Annotated in this window: 16 protein-coding genes; 1 reads left to right on the top strand and 15 read right to left on the bottom strand. The window is 61.3% G+C overall.

The genetic code is table 11. From position 1 onward, the window contains the following. Positions 1-30 precede the first annotated feature (30 nt). From ASD31_RS18120 to ASD31_RS18095, 6 genes are read right to left on the bottom strand one after another with little or no spacing between them, the layout of a single operon-like run. Positions 31-921 (bottom strand): inositol monophosphatase family protein, encoded by an 891-nt coding sequence (locus ASD31_RS18120; RefSeq protein WP_156392705.1) that lies wholly within the window; start codon positions 919-921, stop codon positions 31-33. A gap of 60 nt (positions 922-981) precedes the next feature. Then, positions 982-2,106, bottom strand: a complete 1,125-nt coding sequence (locus ASD31_RS18115) for an ABC transporter substrate-binding protein (RefSeq protein WP_056336908.1) — start codon at positions 2,104-2,106, stop codon at positions 982-984. Positions 2,107-2,157: 51 nt separating this feature from the next. Further along, complete coding sequence (locus ASD31_RS18110; RefSeq protein WP_056336906.1) at positions 2,158-3,297, bottom strand: ABC transporter substrate-binding protein; 1,140 nt, start codon at positions 3,295-3,297, stop codon at positions 2,158-2,160. Between the two features lie 24 nt (positions 3,298-3,321). After that, positions 3,322-4,449, bottom strand: coding sequence for an ABC transporter substrate-binding protein (locus ASD31_RS18105; RefSeq protein WP_056336903.1), 1,128 nt, complete (start codon positions 4,447-4,449; stop codon positions 3,322-3,324). Positions 4,450-4,490: 41 nt separating this feature from the next. Next, positions 4,491-5,624 (bottom strand): ABC transporter ATP-binding protein, encoded by a 1,134-nt coding sequence (locus tag ASD31_RS18100; protein WP_056336900.1) that lies wholly within the window; start codon positions 5,622-5,624, stop codon positions 4,491-4,493. Further along, the gene (locus tag ASD31_RS18095; protein WP_056336898.1) at positions 5,624-7,477 is read right to left on the bottom strand and encodes an ABC transporter permease; all 1,854 of its coding nucleotides are present in this window, start codon (positions 7,475-7,477) and stop codon (positions 5,624-5,626) included. Before ASD31_RS18095 ends, ASD31_RS18100 begins: the two co-directional genes overlap by 1 nt. Positions 7,478-8,002: 525 nt before the next feature. Between ASD31_RS18095 and ASD31_RS18090 the strand changes: the two genes are divergently transcribed. Then, the gene (locus ASD31_RS18090) at positions 8,003-8,989 is read left to right on the top strand and encodes a LacI family DNA-binding transcriptional regulator (RefSeq protein WP_056336895.1); all 987 of its coding nucleotides are present in this window, start codon (positions 8,003-8,005) and stop codon (positions 8,987-8,989) included. On the opposite strand, the gene ASD31_RS18085 is transcribed toward ASD31_RS18090, so the two are convergent. The 9 genes from ASD31_RS18085 to ASD31_RS18045 all read right to left on the bottom strand — a co-directional run bounded on the left by ASD31_RS18085 (position 8,986) and on the right by ASD31_RS18045 (position 19,570). Continuing rightward, complete coding sequence (locus tag ASD31_RS18085; protein WP_056336893.1) at positions 8,986-10,629, bottom strand: Na/Pi cotransporter family protein; 1,644 nt, start codon at positions 10,627-10,629, stop codon at positions 8,986-8,988. The two genes, ASD31_RS18090 and ASD31_RS18085, sit on opposite strands and share 4 nt — an antisense overlap. A gap of 39 nt (positions 10,630-10,668) precedes the next feature. Next, positions 10,669-12,351, bottom strand: a complete 1,683-nt coding sequence (locus tag ASD31_RS18080; RefSeq protein ID WP_056336891.1) for a metallophosphoesterase family protein — start codon at positions 12,349-12,351, stop codon at positions 10,669-10,671. 2 nt (positions 12,352-12,353) lie between these two features. Further along, entirely contained in the window at positions 12,354-12,953 is a 600-nt protein-coding gene (locus ASD31_RS18075; protein ID WP_056336888.1) for a dual specificity protein phosphatase family protein, read from the bottom strand. 34 nt (positions 12,954-12,987) lie between these two features. Beyond that, positions 12,988-13,827, bottom strand: a complete 840-nt coding sequence (locus ASD31_RS18070) for an inositol monophosphatase family protein (RefSeq protein ID WP_056336885.1) — start codon at positions 13,825-13,827, stop codon at positions 12,988-12,990. A 107-nt stretch (positions 13,828-13,934) separates the two neighbouring features. Then, positions 13,935-14,471, bottom strand: a complete 537-nt coding sequence (locus ASD31_RS18065; protein ID WP_082520625.1) for a DUF309 domain-containing protein — start codon at positions 14,469-14,471, stop codon at positions 13,935-13,937. Positions 14,472-14,804: 333 nt separating this feature from the next. Next, positions 14,805-15,920, bottom strand: coding sequence for an ABC transporter substrate-binding protein (locus ASD31_RS18060; RefSeq protein ID WP_056336883.1), 1,116 nt, complete (start codon positions 15,918-15,920; stop codon positions 14,805-14,807). A gap of 54 nt (positions 15,921-15,974) precedes the next feature. Beyond that, positions 15,975-16,505: a hypothetical protein gene (locus ASD31_RS18055; protein WP_056336880.1), complete on the bottom strand. Its 531-nt coding sequence runs from the start codon at positions 16,503-16,505 to the stop codon at positions 15,975-15,977. Further along, the gene (locus ASD31_RS18050; protein WP_056336877.1) at positions 16,498-19,305 is read right to left on the bottom strand and encodes a 2Fe-2S iron-sulfur cluster-binding protein; all 2,808 of its coding nucleotides are present in this window, start codon (positions 19,303-19,305) and stop codon (positions 16,498-16,500) included. The genes ASD31_RS18055 and ASD31_RS18050 overlap by 8 nt, the downstream gene beginning before the upstream one ends. Then, positions 19,289-19,570: a sarcosine oxidase subunit delta gene (locus ASD31_RS18045; RefSeq protein WP_056336875.1), complete on the bottom strand. Its 282-nt coding sequence runs from the start codon at positions 19,568-19,570 to the stop codon at positions 19,289-19,291. Before ASD31_RS18045 ends, ASD31_RS18050 begins: the two co-directional genes overlap by 17 nt. Position 19,571: the final 1 nt, after the last annotated feature.

Genomic DNA, 19,571 nt, shown 5'->3' with positions numbered 1-19,571 from the left:
CGCGCCAACTGCTCATGCGCAGCTATTCCTTTACGCCGCGAACTTAGCAATGCGGCTTTCGGAAATGGAATGCGCCACCCGCGTCAGTGTCGGATAGCTTGCCCCCTCGCCTGTTGCGATATAGCCGGGGCAGAGAAAGTCGGCAGATCCCAAGGCCACCTTTCCAAGGGTCAGGGGCTCGTATCGCCCGCCGGCTTTCTTGAGGATCAGCGTGGCGGCGGCGACATCCCAGGCATTGACGCCGAAACCGGCGGCAGCGTCCGTCCAGCCGGCGGCGACATGGGCGAGGCTGAGAGCGGCACTTCCCGGGCGACGCAGCGTCGAGAAGGTTTCGACCAGCTCGCCCAGATTGGCGAGCGCGACGTCCCGTCCATCGAGCCTGAAATCACGGGACACCGGATAGCCGGTGATCAGCGTGGCACGGTCCTCTTCCCGGGCCGAGCGAGAGTGCAACGGCGTGCCGTTCAGATAGGAAGCGTTGAGATCGGCGGCGAACATCAGGTCCGCGACGGGATCGTAGATCGCACCGGCAACGACTTCGCCTTCGATGACAGCGCCGATTGAAACGCACCAGAAGGCCAGGCCCCGGGCAAAATTCGCGGTGCCGTCGATCGGATCGACATACCACTGGATATTGCCGCTTCCGACCTGGCCGCCCTCCTCGCCCATGATCGCCGAGTCTGGCTCATGTTCGAGAATAAAACTTCGGATGGTCGCTTCCGCGCGCTTGTCATGGATGGTGACGATGTCGTGGAGGTCGACTTTGTAGTCCACCGCCATGTCCGAGCGAAACGCCTCAAGCAGCGGATCGCGCACGGCAAGCGCTGCCGATTTCGCGATTTCCATCAGTTGCGTCGAGCGGGAAAGTGCATCCCGGCTCAAGGGTTTCTGTTCGGGCGAGGAGGCGCTTTGCATCGGCATGTCCAGTCTGTCGTTTGGGATGGAATGGCCGGCGCGGTGGAAACTGCGCCGGCTGCGGCATCATTTCGTGTAGTTCACGCGCCAGAAGTCCTGCCACTCTTCGCGGCGGTCGAAATCGTTCAGACCGGTCGAGGAATCGTAGTCGAACAGCTTGTCTGCCACCTTCAGCAGGCCCGACGGCTCGTCCTCCGGCATCTTGATGTCGGTATTGGTCGGCAGCTTGCCGTCCTTCATCTGCGGAGCGATGCCTTCTTCCGTCAGAACATAATGGATGAAGAGCCTGGCGGTGTTCGGGCTCTGGGTCTTGGAGGCGATCAGGCCCAGCTTGATATAGCTCCAGCCGACCCAGGGATCGAGATCGGTGCAGATTCCAAGCTTGTAGCCCTTGTCCGCATTGTCGCGGAACTTGGCGGAGCTGAGGAGGCCGAGAAAGGGCTCCTTCTGCCCGGGAGCGCCGACGGCTTCGGCGACCGGGTCGTCGCCATCCGTTGCCAGCGGTGCATTCTGGGCCAGCGCCTTGATCCAGGCCGCCGCCGCACTTTTCTCCTCCGTTTCGAGCTCCTTGCCGAAATGCGCCTTGTAGGCGGCGGCAACCTTGTCGTTGCCGTGAGCCTCCAACTGGTTGAACCAGTCGGTGTAATTGCCCTTGGTCAGGGGATCGACCATCGCGATCTTGCCCTTCCATTTCGGTTCGGTCAGTTCCCAGATATTGGCAATCGGGCACTTGTCGTAAGCCTCGGTATTGTAGGCCCAGACATTGGCATTGGTGGAGATCGCCAGCGGTTTCTGGAACTGTGCCGGGATTTTCGACGTCATGTCGCCCGGCAGATAGTTCTCGACGAATTTTTCCGGCAGAAGCTGGGCAAGGGCCGCCGGGGCGTCGGTGATCAGCACCACGTCGCCCTGCACATTGCTGGCCTGGCTTTCGCGGATGATCATTTCCAGCTGGCTGTTGGCGGAGACCTTCATGCCCGTCGCCTTCAGCCCGTATTTGGCGCTGAAATTCTCGGCCATCTCGACGATCTTGCCGGTGCTATCATAGATATTGATCGGCTTTTCCTGCTTGGCGGCGGTCACCAATGCGTCGAGATCGAAGGCGTCTTGCGCGGTGGCCGGTCCTGCCGAAATCCCGGTGGCGAGACCAGCGGCCATCATGGCCATTGCCAGGTGCTTGTTTCGTTTCATCGTTTTCCCCTCCCAAGGAAAATGGAAGGCAGGCTTGAGCCTGCCTTCGGTTTATTTCTTGTAGTTCACACGCCAGAAATCCTGCCAGCTCTCGCGCTTGTCGAAATCGTCGGCAGCGGTTGCCGCATCGAAGGCCATGAGCTCGTCCAGATGCTTGGCTATGCCGGAGGCTTCGTCCGCCGGCAGGCCGATCTTCGCGTTTCCGGAAATCTTGCCGTCGATCGTTTGCGGCGCGATGCCCTCTTCGGTCATCAGGTAACGCACGAAGAGCTTTGCGGCATTGGGGCTCTTCGTCTGAGCGGCGATCAGGCCGAAGCCGGGATAGAGGAAGCCGGAAAACGGCTGAACGCCGCTGCAAAGGCCGAGCTTCAAGCCCTTAGCTTCGTTATCGCGGTATTTCGCCGTCGAGGTGATGACGAAGAACGGTTCCGCCTGACCGGGTGCGCCGGCAGCTTCCGCAACGGTGCTCGAGTCCGAAAGCAGCGGATCGTTTTCAGCAAAGGCTTTCACCCAGGCTGCCGTGGCACTCTGTTCTCCGGTCTCCAGCGTCTTGCCGTAGAGGTCCTCATAGGCCTTGGCGACGTCCGCGTCGTGATGGGTTTCGATCTGGTTGAACCAGTCCGCATAGAGCGGCTTGTCGAAGAGGTCGAGCATGGCGAGCTTGCCCTTCCACTGCGGCTCGGTCAGCTGCCAGATGTTGGTGACCGGGCACTTGTCGTATTTCTCGGTATTGTAGGTCCACACATGCGGATCGGAGACGACGACAAGCGGATTGCGCAGCTTTTCCGAAATGTCGTTCTCGATATCCGGCGGGGTCCAGCTGGTGACGATGCTTTCGGGAAGAAGTTGGCCCATGGCCGAGGCCACATCGGTTGCGAGGCTGACGTCGCCGACGATATTGCCGGCCTGATGCTCGCGGATCATCAGTTCGACCTGCGTTGCCTCATTCACCTTCTTGCCGCTGGCCTGCACGCCGTATTTTGCGGTGAAGGCCTCGGCCGTATCGACGATCTTGCCGGTGACCGCGTAGACGGTGATCGGCGGCTCTTTCTTCGCAGCCTCGATGAGTGCATCGAGATTGAACACATCTTCGGCACGGGCGGTGCCGCCGAGCGCCAGCGAGAAGATGAGGGCCAGTGCCGAGGCGGCTGTCTGCCGCCTCTCCTTCTGTGTCTTAATGGTCTGGGTCATGACGTCTGCTCCCTGGTCCGCCGTTTATTTCTGATAATTCACCCGCCAGAAATCCTGCCAGGTCTCGCGCGCATCCCAGTCGTCGAGGCTGGTGGCCATGCTGTAGGGAAGGACCTGGTCGAGGACGGCGATGATGCCCGATGGCTCGTCGGCGGGCGGCTTGACCTCGGTATTGGACGACATCTTGCCGTCGATCGCCTGCGGAGCGATGCCCTCTTCGGTCATGGCGTAATGGATGAAGAGCTTGGCCGCATTCGGACTGTCGGTGCCCTTGGTGATCAGGCCGACGCCCGGATAGAGCCAGCCGAGCCACGGCTTCAGATCCTTGCAGAGACCGAGCTTCAAGCCCTTCTCGGCATTGTCGCGGAACTTGGCCGAGCTGATCAGGCCCATGAAGGCTTCCTTCTGGCCGGCGACACCGACGGCTTCGGCGGCGGCCGCGTCCGCATCGGTCAGGAGCGGCGCGTTGGCGGCGAGAGCCTTGACCCAGGCAGCCGTGGCACTGGTTTCTTCTGTCTGAATATCCTTGCCGTAGAATTCCTTGTAGGTGGCTGCCACCTTTTCGTCGCCATGTTTGGCCATCTGGTTGAACCAGTCGACATAGGAGGCCTTGCCGAGCGGGTCCTGCATGGCGACCTTGCCCTTCCACTTCGGCTCGGTCAGTTCCCAGATGTTGGAAACCGGGCATTTGTCGAAGAGTTCGGTGTTGTAGGCCCAGACATTGGCGCTGTTGATGACCGTCAGCGGGTCCTGGTATTCGGCCGGGATGGTCTTGGCGAGATCCGGCGGCAGCCAGCTTTCGGCAAAGCCCTGCGGAATGAGCTGGGCCATGGCGGCCGGCGCGTCGCTGATGATCGAGACGTCGCCCTGGATGTTGTTGGCGCGCGCCTCGCGGATGATCATTTCGAGCTGGGCTGCCGCCTTGACCTTGGAGCCTTCGGCGGCGACGCCGTATTTCTTGGCGAAATTCTCGGCCATTTCGACGATCTTGCCGGTGCTGTCGTAAACCGTGATCGGCTTTTCCTGTTTCGCCGCTTCGATCAGGGCATCGAGGTCGAATGGCTCCTGCGCCTTCGCCGTACCGCCCAGCATGGCCAGAATGGCCATGGCGCATAGGAGGCGGCTGTTGCCGCCCGTCATATTCCGCTTCATGCTGCTCCTCCTTCAGCGAGCGTGTGCTCGTTCCCAGTTGCTTAGTTGTAGGTGTTGCTCCTCAGCACCGCGTCGGCCTCGGTTATCCGCTGCCCGCCCGCATCGAAGGCATGCAGGGCCTCCGGCGGGATATGGAAGAAGACATGCTCGCCGCTATCGACCCGCGGCAGGGCATGCGTCGTCAGGAACAGCGTGTGGGATGCGCTCCTCAGTTCGAGAATCCAGCTGCCACCCGTCGGCAGGACGCCCGTCACCGTCATTTCGCCGAAGAAGCTGCCCTGCGGCACGTCCTCCAGCCTTGCCGCATAGCCCATGGCTTCCGGCCGCATGCCGATGGAGTCGATACCGCGCAGCTGCGGATAACGCGCCGCAAAATAGGCTTCTGCCTTGTCGGCGACGTCAGAGTCCCCCGGCTTCCCGAACGTCAGGATGTTGATGGGCGGGCTGCCGACGAACTCCGCGACGAAGCGGTTGGCGGGACGATCATAAATGTCGTTGGGCGTGCCCATCTGCTGCAGCGTGCCCTCGTTCATGACGGCGATCGTCGTTGCCAGCGTCATTGCTTCCCACTGGTCATGGGTGACGAAGACGATGGTCGTCTTGAATTCGGTGTGCAGCCGCTTCAACTCGGCACGCATTTCAAGCCGCAGCCGGGCATCGAGGTTGGACAGCGGCTCGTCGAGCAGAAGCACGCCGGGATTGACGGCAAGCATGCGGGCGAGCGCCACGCGCTGCTGCTGGCCGCCGGAAAGCTGCGACGGATAACGATCACGATATTTGGCGATATCCAGTGCCTGCATGACGCGCTCCACGCGGGCTTCGCGTTCCGCCTTCGGGAGTTTCCGCAGTCGCAGGCCAAAATCGGTGTTGCGCTCGATCGTCAAGTGCGGCCAGAGGGCATAGCTCTGGAAGACGAGGCCCATCTCGCGCTTCTCCGGCGGCACGAAGATGCCGTCCGCAACCGAATCGATGATCCGGTCTCCGACCCGGATTTCGCCGCCCGAGAGGTTTTCGAGGCCTGCGATCATCCGAAGGGTCGTTGTCTTGCCGCAGCCGGAGGGGCCAAGCAGGCACATGAACTCGCCGTCGCGGATTTCGAGGTCCAGGTCGGACACCGCATTGGCGGAGTTTACACCATAGTTCTTCTGCGCGCCGCGCAAGTTGATGGTAGGCATCAGCTTCCAAGTCCTTCTGCAAGATTTGTGCGGGTCAGCTTCTGGGCGAGCAGCGTGCCAAAATAGGCGATGGCGGCAATGATCAGAACCACGGCATTTGCGGCTTGCGTGTAGTGGTAATCGACCAGTCGCAACGAATAGGTCGTCAGAACGTCCGTGCTCGGCACGGCCAGGATGACGAAGAGGCTCAAGCCCTTGATGCCCGAGATGAACGGCAGGAGCACGCCCGTCACCAGCGACCCCTTCTGAATGGGGATGACGATCAAGATCATGCGGCGGAACCATCCGGCACCGGCGATCTGGGCCGCCTCTTCCGGGTCTTTGCCGAGCTGGGTCATGGCCGAGATGCCGGCACGCGAGGCATAGGGCATCTGGTCGGCAATAAGAGCCAGGACAAGGATGGTCACGGTGCCATAGAGCGCCGGCATCGGGCCGCGCGGGACCGCGAACAGCGAAAGATAGGCGGCCGCAAAGGCAATCCCGGGAACCAGATAGGGCAGGAAGGTAATCTGGCGCAAATAGACCGACAGGGCACGGACCGGCGTGCGGATGACGACATAGCCGACGAGCAGGCCGAGGATGCCGGATGTCAACGACGCAAGCCCGACGATCATCATCGTATTCCTGGCCGCAGCCCAAAGCTCGGGGCTGAGCAAGATGCCCGTCTGCAACGCCACCGTATGAAGGTCGGTGCCGATCCAGTAGTCGAGGGTGAAATTGTCGAACGTAAATTTGGCCGGCATCTTCATGACGGTGGAGAGGGCAAGCGTCAGCAGTGGCATTCCGACGCTGAGGATGAAGATTGCCGCAGCGAAACCCGTCGCCGGAAGGCGCATCCTGCCCAGCCGGTTTTGCCGGTTCATCGATCCCTTTGAGCCAATGGTTACGAAGCGGCGGGCTTCCCGGACCAACCGTGCGTCGATCAGAAGCGTGATGATGCCGATCAGCATGATCGATGCGGCGACGACCCCGGCAACGCCGGTCTGGCGGGACGCGATGCTGCGGAACAGGGAGGTCGAGAGAACTTCGAACTTCACCGGAAGGCCAAGCACGTAGGGGACACCGAACTCACCCAGGCATTTTGCGAAAATCAGCACCATGGAAGACAAAAGCGCCGGGCGCATCAGTGGCAGAATCACCTGAACGGCAACCTGGTAGCGGCGCGCGCCGAGAATCCGGGCGGAATCTTCCAATTGTGAATCGAAGCGGCGAAGCGCCGATCCGAACAGCAGGATGACGAAGGGTGTATAGTGGAGCGCCAGAATAATCGTGATCGGGAAACGGCCATAGGCGACCCAGTCCGGTGGCGTCAGACCCATGGCTTCGAACCAGCCGGGTTGTCCGCCGATGGTGCGGTTCTTGAACAACGTCGTCCAGGCAAGTGCAAACGTCCAGGCGGGCAGCATATACGGCACAATGAGCGCGGTCGCGAACCAGCGACGGCCGAACATGTCCGTGCGGCTGATAAGCCAGGCAAGCACCGTGCCTATCACCAGCGACAGCGCGATGGCGCCGAGCGCCACGGTGAGGGTGTTGAGGAGTGGACGCCAAAAAAGGTCGTGTGCGACGGGCGAGAAAAATGCCCGATCGATATAGTAGAGCGTGAAATCGCCGACATCCTGGCGAAGACGCCGCTCATGCCCGAACTGCACGCGTACCGCGTCGAAAACGATGGAAATAATCGGGACGAGGATCAGATAGGTGAAGATCAGCGCGGTCAGAATGCCGACAAGTGTCGTCGGCTCCCGAAGCGCCACCTTGGAACGATATCGCCAGGCCTGCCATGCCGAGGGTGTAGCCATCGGCTTCGGAGCCTGGACCTTCGTTTTCGTCGATTCACTTAGAAGCGCCATTCCATCCCCCGTAGCCACAACATTGCCCCCTACACTTCGGTAGATTCATTCGAGCGCTTTGCGCCGTCCCTTGGCGGGCGGCATGACGCGTTCGGCGCGGCAATGGTTATTCCTCCAGTATCAGGCCGCAGCCTGCTTTGACGGCGTTGATGCGGCTCCTCCCAGAGGCATCGTTTGCCTTTAGAAAATGGAATATAAATTCCGTTTTAAAGGTCACCGTGGAATTTATGATCTACTGACAAGGCCGGTTTGTCAATGAAAAAATGCACACGTGATCACTGGCTTATCTATTTGAAATTAAACGATTATATTTTGCAGATATTGCAGGTCCTCGATGTGTTCCTCGAATGGATGCCTCTTCTTTCGGAACACATCGTGTTTGTCCGTCGGCTTGCTCCCGTTCGGGGCGGTAGAATATCCCGATACTCGCTGCGCCCTCTGGGCGCCGGCACAAATTTTTACGTTGGAAAAACCGGTGCAATATGGCCTGTAGCATCAGGCAATCGATTTGCATTGGGGACATGAATGGGAAGAGGATTCGTAACGGCCGAGGAGGTGGCCAGAAAGGCAGGCGTTTCGCGTTCGGCCGTGTCACGCACGTTTACGCCCGGCGGCAGTGTGTCGACGGCGGTTCGGCGCAAGGTAATGAAAGCCGCGCAGGAACTTGGCTATCGCGTCAATCGCCTGGCTCAGGGACTTAACAATGATCGTTCGAACCTGATTGGCGTGGTTGGAGCCAATCTCGGCTCTCCTTTCATTTCAAAGCAGCTCGATCTCCTGAGCATCGGCCTCCTGCGACGCGGGCTGCAATGCCTGTTGCTGAATGCAGCCGATGCCCGCAAGGATATCGCTCCACTTATCGAGCTTCTGTTTGAGTTCCGTGCGCAGGCGATCGTCGTTCTTTCCGGTGAGCCGCCGGCATCGATCATCGATGAGTGTATTGCCAATGGCGTCAGGCTGATCCTGATCAATCAGAGGTTGGACCGCACGGATACGAACATGGTGCTCAGCGACGATTCCCATGGTGCCGATCTCGCTGCAATGCGGTTGGTCCAGGCCCGGTGTCGAAAAGTTGCGGTCATATCAAGCGGTAGCAAAACACCGGCACAGATGCGGCGCGTCAGCGCCTTCAGCCAGCGCATGGCCATCGAGGGTGTGGACGTCGTTTCCTGGTCCGATGGCCCGACGAGCTATGAAAGCGGTTATCAAGCAGGTTGCGACCTGTTGGGCGACAAGGATATCGATGGCGCGTTCTGTGTCACTGATCTGCTGGCGCTCGGCTTCATGGATGCAGCCCGGCTGGAGATGGGCCGTCATGTGCCGCAGGATCTGTCGATCGTCGGTTTTGACGACATCCCCCAGGCCCGCTGGAAAAGCTATCAACTGACAACGGTCGGACAGTCTTTCGATGTTTTGACGGAGAAAGTGTTGACGGCGCTTGCGAGCGACGAACCTGAAACCCGACTGCAAATCGTGCCCGTCGCCTTGGTTGAGCGCATTACCGCCGGCTAGAGCGCCTGCTTGATCCGGCTTTCGCTCAGAAGACCGCTCTGATCGAGGATCGGATGGGCAACGGAGGCAATATGCGCGTTGATACGTTTCAGGTCGCGCAGCATGTCGAGATGCACGGAACTCGTCTGAATACTGTCGGCCCGACCGTCGCGCAGGCGTTGCAGGTGACGCTCGGCCGATTGCTTTTCCAGTCGACGCACGTCCTCCTTCACTTCGACCAGCTGGCGCGCGAGGTCGCTATTCTGCGTCGCAAAAACCGTTTGCGCCGTGCGGATATTGTCGAGTGTAATGCTGAAAAGATGCTCAAGCTCAGTTTTTCCGTCGCTGGAGAATTGCAGGCCGAGATTGATCTTCTTGGCAATTTCCCGGCGAATGCCTTTCTCGATGATATCGCCGATATGCTCGAGATTGATGGCATATTCGACGATATCCATCGCGCGGCGATGGTCCTTGTCGCTTAAGCCGTGCTGGCCAATCTTCGAGACATAAACCTTGATTCCATGCTGGATATGATCGACGCGCCCTTCAAGCGTGCTGATAGCGGCGAGCTTGGACAGGTCGTTGTCGCGCATGGCGTCACCGGCCTGCATGAGCATCCGCTCGACCAGGTCGCCCACCATGAGAGCCTCGCGGCTTGCTCCCGCGAGAGCCGCGACCGGCCGGTTGAGGTCATGGTTGTCGAGATAGCTGCGATCGTCTTCGCCGCCCTTCTTCTCTGGAAGAAGGGCCGTGGTTGCGCGCAGGAGCAGCGGCGAGAGCGGCCAGGCGATCGTGGCCACAGCAAGATTGAAAAGCAGATGCGCATCGACGGCGAAATTGGCATGGGAGAAAGGCGATATCTCCAGAAAATCGGCTGCGTATCCGGCAAGGGGGAGAGCCGCGGCACAGCCGATCGCCCGCACGATGAGGTTGCCGAGAGTAACGCGACGGGCAGCGGCCGGCGCTTTCAACGTTGCCAGCACCGGCGGCACGGCGCCGCCAAGATTGGCGCCGAGAACCAGCACGATAACCAGACTGGTGTCGATGCCGCCGTTTGCCGCGAGCGACAGGATGAGAACGACGATGGCGAGGCTCGAGGATGCAAGCACCGCGAGCACGGCTGAGAAAATCAGCGCGACCGGCCAGGCATTGCCGAGCATGGTGATGAAAAGGCCAAGTGCCGGGGACTGGCGTATGGGGTCCGTCGCGGCGGAAAGCAGATGCAACGAGAGCAGCATCAGGCCGACACCGACCAAGGCGGCACCTGCACCCTGCCGCCGCGTCGATTTGGTGCGCGAGAGGATGACGCCGGCAAGGAGCAGCATCGGCGAAATCCAGCCAAGGCCCAGGGCAACGATCCATGCCGTCGTTGCAGTGCCGACATTGGCGCCAAGCAGCACGATCTGCGCCATGGCCGGCACGATCAGGTCCTTCTCCACGAAGGAAGCCACCATCAGAGCCGTCGCCGTGGAGCTTTGCAAGGCAATCGTTGCAATGAAACCGGCAATGAGGGAGCGGAGCCCCCCACGGGTACCGGCGGCGAGGCCAAGGCGCAGCCTGGCGCCAAAGGCGCGTGTCATGCCGTCCTTGACCTGGCCGAGCCCAAAGAGCAGCAGAGCGACCGCGCCGAAGAGATTGATGCTGATAACGACCGATTCCATCAGATCACCCCCTATCGTCCAACAGGTGCAGGTTCGCGATCATACCGCCAGACATTCGTGCTGCGGTGCAAGCTGGACAGTTGTTCTCCGCGACCCGCCTTCAGCGCGATCAAGAAAAACACCGAGTGCGCCGAAGAAAACGCCGAGGAAGCTCTGAAGAGAGCCATCGTGATGCCTCGGTTCGCGTCCGAAATGCCTTGCAAGTGCCCGATAGAGGGCGAGCCTTTCAGGCTCGATATGCCACAGCGCCAAGACTCCTCCCTGGCGCAGGCAATACCAGTCGGCGATCAGTTCCGACATGGGCAGATCGGAACAAGGAAGGTCTTCGGATGGCTGCCCGGGTTTTCTTCCGATCGAGCGGAGAACATCCGCCACCCGCTGATCCCTGATCGCAGCGACGATGTCAGCCGGCCATTCTTTCGCAAAATAGCGATGCCGCACCAGCGCGCGCTTGTGGCCGCGGAGGAAGGCGCCATAACTTCCCGCCGTGATGATCGGATCCTGCTCCTCCCCGACAAATGCGGCTTCCTGCGCATATCCCGCGCAAAGGCGGTTATTGACCGGTCGTTCGGACATTTCCACGGTCTCGACGGCGATCTCCTCAAGCGACGGGTGAACGACCTTGAATGCCGGCGGAAAGGCGACGAGGGATGGCACGGCGATATTGGCGAGCGAGCGATGCCCATCTCCTCGTCGCGTGATACCTTCGACATGCAGATGCCCGCTGAAATGGACGGAAAGTCCCCCCCGCAACAATGCATCGGCGACTGCCTTGCGCGGGGTGCGTCGGACGACGCTGGTTTCACCGAACAACGCGCTTTCGGCGCCAGAAGCGCCGTCGAAGGGATCGAGCGCCGGATAGTGAGAGAAGGCAAGCAGCGTCTTGCCAAGCGCCTGCGCCCTTCGGCTTACATTGGCAATCCAGTCGATGATGAAAGGCTTGCTGCGCAAAACTGCGTTCCAGCCGCCCGATGTACTGTCGATGAAGGCCGTCTCTTCCCCTGTCTCGAAGACATCATCGACGGGTTCGAAGACGTTGGCATCGATCATCAGCAACCAGAGTCCAGGTTCAGGCTCGACCAGATAGGATGCATCCATCAACTGGTAGATATTGCTCCCGTCGGGCGAACGGACTTCATAAAGGCGATCTTGCGGCGCATCGGAGCCGTCGAAGGGCGTTTCCCAGTGCAGATAGTTCGGGTGGCGGAAATAGCCGAAGGTTGCCATGGGGCCAAGGCCCGCGGGATATCCTTCGCAATACATGCCGCCGCTGAAGACGACATGTTCGCCTGCCAGGCGTGCATCGCTGGAGACGGAAAGTCTTCTGCCGTCTTGTGTCAGAAACTCCTTGGTATGGTGCCGACCGCGCGGGCCGAAGATATCGTGGTTGCCGGGCAGCGCGTAGAAGGCCGTGCCATAGGTGTCGCTGTGGCCTTGCAGGATGCCTTTCAACGTTTCGGTGGTGCTGCGCTGGCCGTCGTCGGTGTAGTCGCCGAGCAGCACCACATGGCGGATGCCGCGGCGCTGCACCTCATCGAGCGCCGCGTGCAGCGCGTCGGCGCTTTCGTTGAAGACGCGGGTCGATTGACGCGTATCCGACCAGCTCCGCATGGTCATGCGCCGGCCGTCGATCTCAATGCCGGGAAAGCCGAAATCGGCGGCCGTGTCATGAAAATGGGCGTCGGCAATGACGGCAATGGACGGAAGAGCGCGTGTCGGCATGATTACGGCAGCTTCCTGCCTTCGATGACGTCAATCCATTCGGAGGCGCGGCGGGCGGCCGCATAGAGCATCGGCTTCGGCGTTTCGAACCATTCGTCCGGTCGCAGCTCCCGCTTTTCGCGGATCACGGCGATTGCATCGTCCAAGGTCGGATAGAGATGCGGTTGTTGCTTGTGAAGGAAAAGGGCCACCAGAGAGACGGAGCGGCTGCGGCCGCTGCGGCAATTGACGAGCACATTGCCCCCGTCCGGGAAGGGATAGGTTTCCCGCTTCGGCATGGTCTGCCGCAGCGCGCCGTCGAGAATGTAATAGGCGCCGAGCATCATCGTATCCGGGCTGCCTTCACCGTCGATCAGGCCGAGCTTGTAATAGCGAACACCGCCATAGCCACTTGCAAGCAGATCGCCGTGCTCTGCTTGCGCCGGCACAAAATTGATGTCGAGATTGACGGCGCAATTTACGACAGTGGTGATGCCGTGCCGGCGCAAGAGTTCGAGATCGGAGGCGCCGTCGCTGCCGCCGATATAGATCGCCGCGCCATGCGGTCCGAGGCCTTCGCCAACCAGGCTGATTGCAGGTCGGGTATAAACAGGTCCATCCATTTTCATTCCTCCGCACGCCAGGTACGCTTTCAAGTTATGCCGATGTTACCTGCAGCCGATCCGCCGCCTGTGACATGGCCAACGGGATATTCGCAGCCTTGCTGACGCCCAACGCGACGCCTGCGGCGGCTGCGAGCACCGGCCCGCCCTCCTCCAGACTGCCGATATCGAAGAACGGGCAGACCTCGCCGCCTGCTTCGCTGACGAGCAGCAGGCCCGCAAGGCAATCCCAGGAATTCATGTGCAACTCGATATAACCATCCGAGCGGCCATCGGCGACATAGGCAAGGGCCAAGGCCCCCGAGCCGACGCGGCGGACATTGGTGCCCATATCGAGCAGATTTTTGACGACGTCGAGATAGGTCGCATTCGGCACCCGGGTCGACCAGCCCATTTCGATAGAAGCCGTGTCGAAGCGCTCAGTTTGCGCGACCCGGATCGGAAGCCCGTTCCGCGTCGCGCCCTCGCCACGACGGGCGAAATAGAGTTCGTCGAGAGCGGGATTGTAGATAGCACCGATTTCGGTGCGCCCGTTTTCGACATAGGCGATGGAAATGCAGAAATGCGGAATACCGCGCGCGAAATTGGCTGTTCCATCCACGGGATCCACGACCCACACCCGCTCGGCGATGTCGCCACCGCCCTCTTCCCCAAAAAAGCTGTCAGTGGGAAAATGCGCTGAAAGCACATCTCGAATATGCGCTTCCGAGGCGGCATCCGTCACCGTCAGGAAGTCCTGGGGGCCTTTCATCGAATAGCTGCGTGTCGTCTCTCCGTAAAACCCTTTCAAGACGAGCTCTCCGGCAGAACGAATAACATCGCGGCATAGGACGGACCGACCTGCCAAGGTGTTTTGATAGGACATTGCTTCCATGAACTTTGCCACGTCGATATGTTGAACACGTGTTCATATTGCACACGCGTTCATTCACTTCAAGTGCGATGTGATACGAACGGCGCGGCCGTAGCGCAGCAAGTCGTTCAATTCTGCTCCGTCATGGACTTGCCGAGGATGAAGTCGAAGACAGGCTCGGGTTGCCCGTCTTCGATGACGTGCAAGGCCGGCATTGCAGCCGCCGTCGCTTCGGCCAGCCGAGCAAGCGATACGGGCGAGATTCCCAGACTGTTGGAGAACGCGGAGTGCTGTACCACCGTGAAACCGCGAAGCAGAGTGCTAGCGCGTCCGGCGTGACGCATCGCCGGCGCGCGTTTGCGTTCCCGGATCTTCACCCCGCACGCCGCGAGCAGGATGAGCGCCTTCAGCAAGGAGCGGAGCGGGCTGTTTGTCTCGGCAACCCGCCAAATCCCTTCCCACGCCTCATGCGCTTCCCAGTAATAGCCGTGATTGAAGAGATCCTGTCCCCAGTGGAATTCCTCCGAAGAAAGCGATGCGACAGCCCGCACAGGCTGCATCTGGTAGCTGTGCCCCAAAGGATCCCGGACCGGATGTGGTTGCCGACCGGGAAGATACGCATAAGCCGGAAAGCACCTGTCCGGACGTAAACGAGGACGTTCCATAGGCTTACCCTCCTGTCGGTTCATCTTCTCTATCAGCCGGCCAACCATGATGACACCCGGCTCCGCCCTGGCCGCTCTCTACCATTCCCTCGCGACCGTTACCTGGCGATCGGCATTGAAACGCCAAGGTTCACAGGCTCGCAATGGGTAAGTCATTTTTGTGCAAAGTGGGTGTAATCACCATTCCCGGCAATGTCGCCGAGGGCCAAGAAAATCCGCCAGCAGGTTGTTTTCGAGCCTGCAGGGACCGGTGATCCCGGTCTCCGGCCACCTGAATGCAAAATGGCCCGGCGCTTTGGCCGGGCCTTCCGGGGGTCTTTCCGGTCTTGTGCCTTACTTTGCGATCGGCGCGTAATTGCCATTGGTCCAGCGGTTGATGTCGTAGCTGGCGTCCTTCAGGTCACCCTTCTCATCGAAGGTCACGGTGCCGACGACGGTGTCGATCGGCTGGCCGTTCTTCAGGGCTTCGGCGACCTTGGTCGGATCATCCGAGCCAGCACGCTCGATGCCCTGCGCGAAGGCCTGGATCACGGCATAGGAGAAGAGCGTAAAGCCTTCCGGCTTGAAGCCGCCCGCCTGAATCTTCTCGACGGCTTCCTTCGCTTCCGGCTTTGCCTGCGGATCGGACGGGAAGACGAACATCGTACCTTCACCGGCCGGGCCGGCGACCTGCCAGAATTCAGGCGAGGCGATCGAGTCGGGCATGATCAGCTGGAATTTGTAACCCTGCTCGGCAGCCTGGCGCAGGATGAGGCCCGCCTCTGGATGATAACCGCCGAAGTAGACGACATCGATCTTGGCGTCCTTCAGTTTCGTGACGAGGGCGTTATAGTCCTTCTCGCCGGCATTGATGCCCTCGGCAAGAACCTCCTTGAGGCCGCTTGCGTTCATCGTGGCGCGCACCGCATCAGCGACCCCCTGGCCATAGGCCGTCTTGTCGTGCAGCACGGCAACGTTCTTGCCGGCATATTCCTTGGCAATCCACGGCCCGATAAAGGCGCCCTGCGCGTCGTCGCGGGTGTAGAGCCGCATGATGTTCGTCCAGCCCTTGGCGACCGCATCGTCCGTCATGACCGGGTTGGAGGAGGCCGGGCTCATCATCAGCGTGCCGTTTTCGGCATAGACGGCGGAGGCCGGGATGCTCGAGCCCGAGCAGGCGTGGCCATCGACGAACTGGATGCCGGCCGCTGCAATACGATTGGCAACGGAAACGGCCTGTTTGGGATCGCACTGGTCGTCTTCGAACTGAAGCTTGATCTGCCGGCCCATCACCCCGCCCTTGGCATTGATGGCGTCGGCGGCCGCCTGCGCGCCCTGCTTGAACTGGTCGCCGATCGTGGCGAGCGGCCCCGTCAGCGGGCCGGCGACGGCAAAGGTCAGGTCGTCCGCACGGGCGGCGGTCCCCATGAGCAGGCCGAGCGCCGTGCCGAGGATCAGAATTTTTCTCATTGTCTCACTCCCTTTTTGCCCGCACCATCGCGGGCTGCTCCCAAAACTGAATTTCTACTCTTGCGAAAAGAGCGGCTGACATTCGAACCACTCCCAGAGATAGCCGGCAAGCCCTCTTTCGATATGAACACGCAGAATCTCGCCGTCACCGTGCCGGTACACAATGCCCATCACGCCGCCAAATGGCATGGCGGCGCAGGGGCTCGGATTGTCGGGATCGATTGTCGTCGCCCGCCCCAGAAGAGCGCGGATCCCCTCGCCCCTCGCTTCGAAGAGACGCAAGGCCGAACTGACGGTCGAGATCGCATAGCCCTCGTCGTGCCATCCGTCAGTCAATTCGGCGGCAGAAAGCCCGATCACGAGCAGTCGGTCGCGGGCAATACGCACCGCGTAGCGCTCGCCGAGCGCAAGTCCCAGAGCGCCGACATCCCGGCCAAGATCATGACGGGCGAGGAAGCGCTCGACATCACCGCTGATGAGACGCTGTACTATTTCTGAAACGGCGCTCACGCGAAGGGTACGACCTTCGAGGCGTGCACTCGCCCAATCCGGCTCGGCCTGCCACTTGCCGGCGATATCAAGCATGGAGACGGCTCCCTTCCCTATCGAATGCGCAGGCGGAAACCACGCGTGCCCGCCTGATCTCCCGCAGGTGCTGCAACTCGACGATCTCGCCCATGCGCGACAGGCCAAGCTCGATCAGTCCGAGCGCAATCGGCTTCTGCAGCACGGGGCTGAAGTAGCTCGAGGTGACATAGCCGATGCTGCGAGGGACACCGGACCCGCGCTCGATGCCATGCGCTCCCGTCGGCAGAACGCCCTTGCCGTCGATTGCTTCGAGCCCGACGAACTGGCGGCGATCCGGGCGCCCTGCATCCTCGGTGATCAGCGAGCGGCGACCGATAAATTCGACTTTCTTGCGCTCCAGCGGCGCGGTAAGGCCGAAATCCATCGGCCGGCTCGTGCCGTCGGTATCCTTGCCGACGACGACATAACCCTTTTCGGCACGCAGGATCATCAGGGCTTCGAGGCCGAGCAGGCCGGCGCCGAATGCCTCGCCCGCCTGCCGCAGCCTTGTCCACAAAGCTGCGGCATGGTCGGCCGGCACCGAGATTTCGTAGGACCGGTCACCCGTGAAGCTGATGCGCGCAACCCGCACGGCAATCCCCTCGAATACACCGGAAACGACGGCCATATGCGGCAACGTCGTGTCGTCGAGCGCGATGCCGAGATCAATCGTCCCCATCAGCGCCTTCGCCTGCGGCCCGGTGACCGTGAGCGTTGCCATTTCGGCCGTCGCATTGTGAATGAAGACACGCTTCCTGTCGAAGCGGTCCTGCCGCCATTCTTCCAGGAGGGCGTGCATGCCAGCCACATGCGAAGACGAGCAGGAGACGATAAAGCGGTTTTCATCGAGCCGCACCAGTACGCCATCATCGTAGACGTTGCCGCCCTCCGTGAGCACGAAGCCGTAGCGGCAGCGGCCCGGCGCGAGCGTCGACATGGTGTTGTAGTAGATGAAATCGAGGAAGGACGCGGCATCCGGCCCGATCACCTCGATCTTGCCGAGGGGCGAGCCGTCGAACAGCGCGACACGCTCGCGTGCACCCCGCGCTTCCGCCTGGATGCGCTCCTCCGGCGAGCCGGCACCATAGAAGGCCGGCCGCAGCCAGCCGCCATATTCACGGAACACCGCATTGTCAGCCCGATGCGCCTGTTCGAGCGGCAGGCGGCGCAGCGGGTTCATGCGCGTGCCGGAACGCGCACCGGCGAAGGAGGCGAGCGGCACCGGCGTAAAGGGCGGACGATAGGTCGTGGTACCCACATCGGGAATTCGCCGGCCGGTGATTTCGGCCATCAATGCGAGGCCGTTGACGTTGGAGGTCTTGCCCTGGTCCGTTGCCATGCCAAGCGTCGTGTAGCGTTTCAGGTGCTCGACCGAGACGAAGTTCTCCCGCACGGCAAGCTCCACATCCTTGGCCGTGACGTCGTTCTGGAGGTCGATCCAGACCCGCTCCTTGGCGCCCGGCTTCGGCCAGGCGGCGATGATCCCGAGATCTCGGGCCATGCCATCCGCAAGCTCCGGCGGAAGGCCGAAAGTCCCCGCGGCGGCCCCAACCACATCGACGCCCTCGACGGGCCGGCCGGGAACGAAGGCGAGGATATCGTCGCGCCAGTCCAGCTTGCCCTGTGCCTGGCAATAAAGATGCACAGTAGGCGTGAAGCCGCCGGAGACCAATACCGCATCGGCTTCCAGCACCGTGCCATCGGAGAGCGTCACGGCATTGACCGCATTGCGGCCGGTCGCGGCCCTCACGGATACGCCCTTCAACACCCGCAGCCCGGCCGGCGTCGAGGCGTCGGCGCGATAATCCACGACAGTAACATCGGCCCCGGCCGCGACAAGCGCTTCCGCTGTCTCATAGGCAAGCCCGTTGTTCGTGGCGATCACGATCTTGCGGCCGGCGACAATGCCGAAGCGGCGAAGATAGACAAGCGCGGCCTCGGCGGACATCACACCCGGCAGGTCGTTGTTACCGAAGGGCAGCGGCCGCTCGATGGCGCCGGTGGCAAGCACGATCGACTTGGCGCGGATGCGCCACAGCCGGTCCGGCGCCCCGTCCGCCCCCTTCTGGCTGAGGCCGACAAGGTGGTGGTCGTAGATGCCAAACGCGGTGGCGCTAGTGAGCACGAGATCCCCGGCCCGTTCCAGTTCTGTGGCTACATCGGCTACCCATTCCGCACCGGATTTTCCTTCGATGGTGGCCGCACGATAAAACAGGCTGCCGCCGGGCTGCCGGCCATCATCGCACAGTACGACGCGCCTTCCCGCGCGGACCGCCTCACGCGCGGCATGGAGGCCCGCAGGGCCGGCGCCGACAACCAGCACATCGCAATGGTGGTTCACCTGCTCGGCAAATTCTGGCCCCGTCTTCGTCTCGTCCAGCGTTCCGAGACCGGCCATCTCACGGATGCGTGGCTCGAAAAGGTGCCAATCGGGAAACATGAAGGTCTTGTAGTAGAAGGCAGCCGGGATGAAGCGCGAGAAGGCGTCGATGAAAGCGCGGCGATCCTTTTCGGCGCTCGGTTCGGCATTCACACTGCGCACGGCCATGCCATTTGCCGCGAGTGCCTGCGTGGCGCGTGTATTCGGCATGCCTGCGGCAATATCGACGAGAGCGTTCGGCTCCTCGACGCCCGCTCCCCAGAGGCCACGCGGACGATGATATTTGAAGCTGCGGCCGACCACGGAAACACCGCCGGCCAGCAGTGCCGAGGCGATGGTATCACCGGCGAATGCTTCGATCACCTTGCCGTCGAAGCTGAAGGCAAGCGGCTGAGACCGGTCGATGGCGGTACCGCCGTCATTACGCCATGCCGCCATTGTCGCCTCCTTCTCCAAGCACGAAGGACTGCGCCACCCGGTGGTCTACCGTGTCGCGCTCCATGCGAAACACTTCGCCGCAGGCCATGTGCATCCAGATCTCGTTTGCGGCCCCGCGCGGATTGTTGCGCTCATAGAGATAGGCGGTCCATTCGCTGTCGGTCACATCGCGAAAACCCTCGGGGCGATGGTTGCCGGCATCGCCGCCGAAATGGAACTCGCTTTCGCTCCGCGGACCGCAGAAGGGGCATGGGAAAAGCTGCAAT

The sequence above is a fragment of the Rhizobium sp. Root482 genome (assembly GCF_001426565.1).
Classification (GTDB): domain Bacteria; phylum Pseudomonadota; class Alphaproteobacteria; order Rhizobiales; family Rhizobiaceae; genus Pararhizobium.
The sequence above is the reverse complement of the archived record's forward strand: the minus strand, read 5'-3'. Positions and strand labels throughout refer to the sequence as shown.

Excerpts from the sequence above, each read along its gene's own strand:
- ASD31_RS18060 (WP_056336883.1), bottom strand. The coding sequence starts at position 15,920 with ATGAGAAAAATTCTGATCCTCGGCACGGCGCTCGGCCTGCTCATGGGG.
- ASD31_RS18080 (WP_056336891.1), bottom strand. The coding sequence starts at position 12,351 with ATGCCGACACGCGCTCTTCCGTCCATTGCCGTCATTGCCGACGCCCAT.
- ASD31_RS18065 (WP_082520625.1), bottom strand. The coding sequence starts at position 14,471 with ATGGAACGTCCTCGTTTACGTCCGGACAGGTGCTTTCCGGCTTATGCG.
- ASD31_RS18105 (WP_056336903.1), bottom strand. The coding sequence starts at position 4,449 with ATGAAGCGGAATATGACGGGCGGCAACAGCCGCCTCCTATGCGCCATG.
- ASD31_RS18120 (WP_156392705.1), bottom strand. The coding sequence starts at position 921 with ATGCCGATGCAAAGCGCCTCCTCGCCCGAACAGAAACCCTTGAGCCGG.
- ASD31_RS18110 (WP_056336906.1), bottom strand. The coding sequence starts at position 3,297 with ATGACCCAGACCATTAAGACACAGAAGGAGAGGCGGCAGACAGCCGCC.
- ASD31_RS18085 (WP_056336893.1), bottom strand. The coding sequence starts at position 10,629 with ATGGAATCGGTCGTTATCAGCATCAATCTCTTCGGCGCGGTCGCTCTG.
- ASD31_RS18115 (WP_056336908.1), bottom strand. The coding sequence starts at position 2,106 with ATGAAACGAAACAAGCACCTGGCAATGGCCATGATGGCCGCTGGTCTC.
- ASD31_RS18095 (WP_056336898.1), bottom strand. The coding sequence starts at position 7,477 with ATGGCGCTTCTAAGTGAATCGACGAAAACGAAGGTCCAGGCTCCGAAG.
- ASD31_RS18050 (WP_056336877.1), bottom strand. The coding sequence starts at position 19,305 with ATGGCGGCATGGCGTAATGACGGCGGTACCGCCATCGACCGGTCTCAG.
- ASD31_RS18090 (WP_056336895.1), top strand. The coding sequence starts at position 8,003 with ATGGGAAGAGGATTCGTAACGGCCGAGGAGGTGGCCAGAAAGGCAGGC.
- ASD31_RS18075 (WP_056336888.1), bottom strand. The coding sequence starts at position 12,953 with ATGGATGGACCTGTTTATACCCGACCTGCAATCAGCCTGGTTGGCGAA.
- ASD31_RS18055 (WP_056336880.1), bottom strand. The coding sequence starts at position 16,505 with ATGCTTGATATCGCCGGCAAGTGGCAGGCCGAGCCGGATTGGGCGAGT.
- ASD31_RS18070 (WP_056336885.1), bottom strand. The coding sequence starts at position 13,827 with ATGGAAGCAATGTCCTATCAAAACACCTTGGCAGGTCGGTCCGTCCTA.
- ASD31_RS18100 (WP_056336900.1), bottom strand. The coding sequence starts at position 5,624 with ATGCCTACCATCAACTTGCGCGGCGCGCAGAAGAACTATGGTGTAAAC.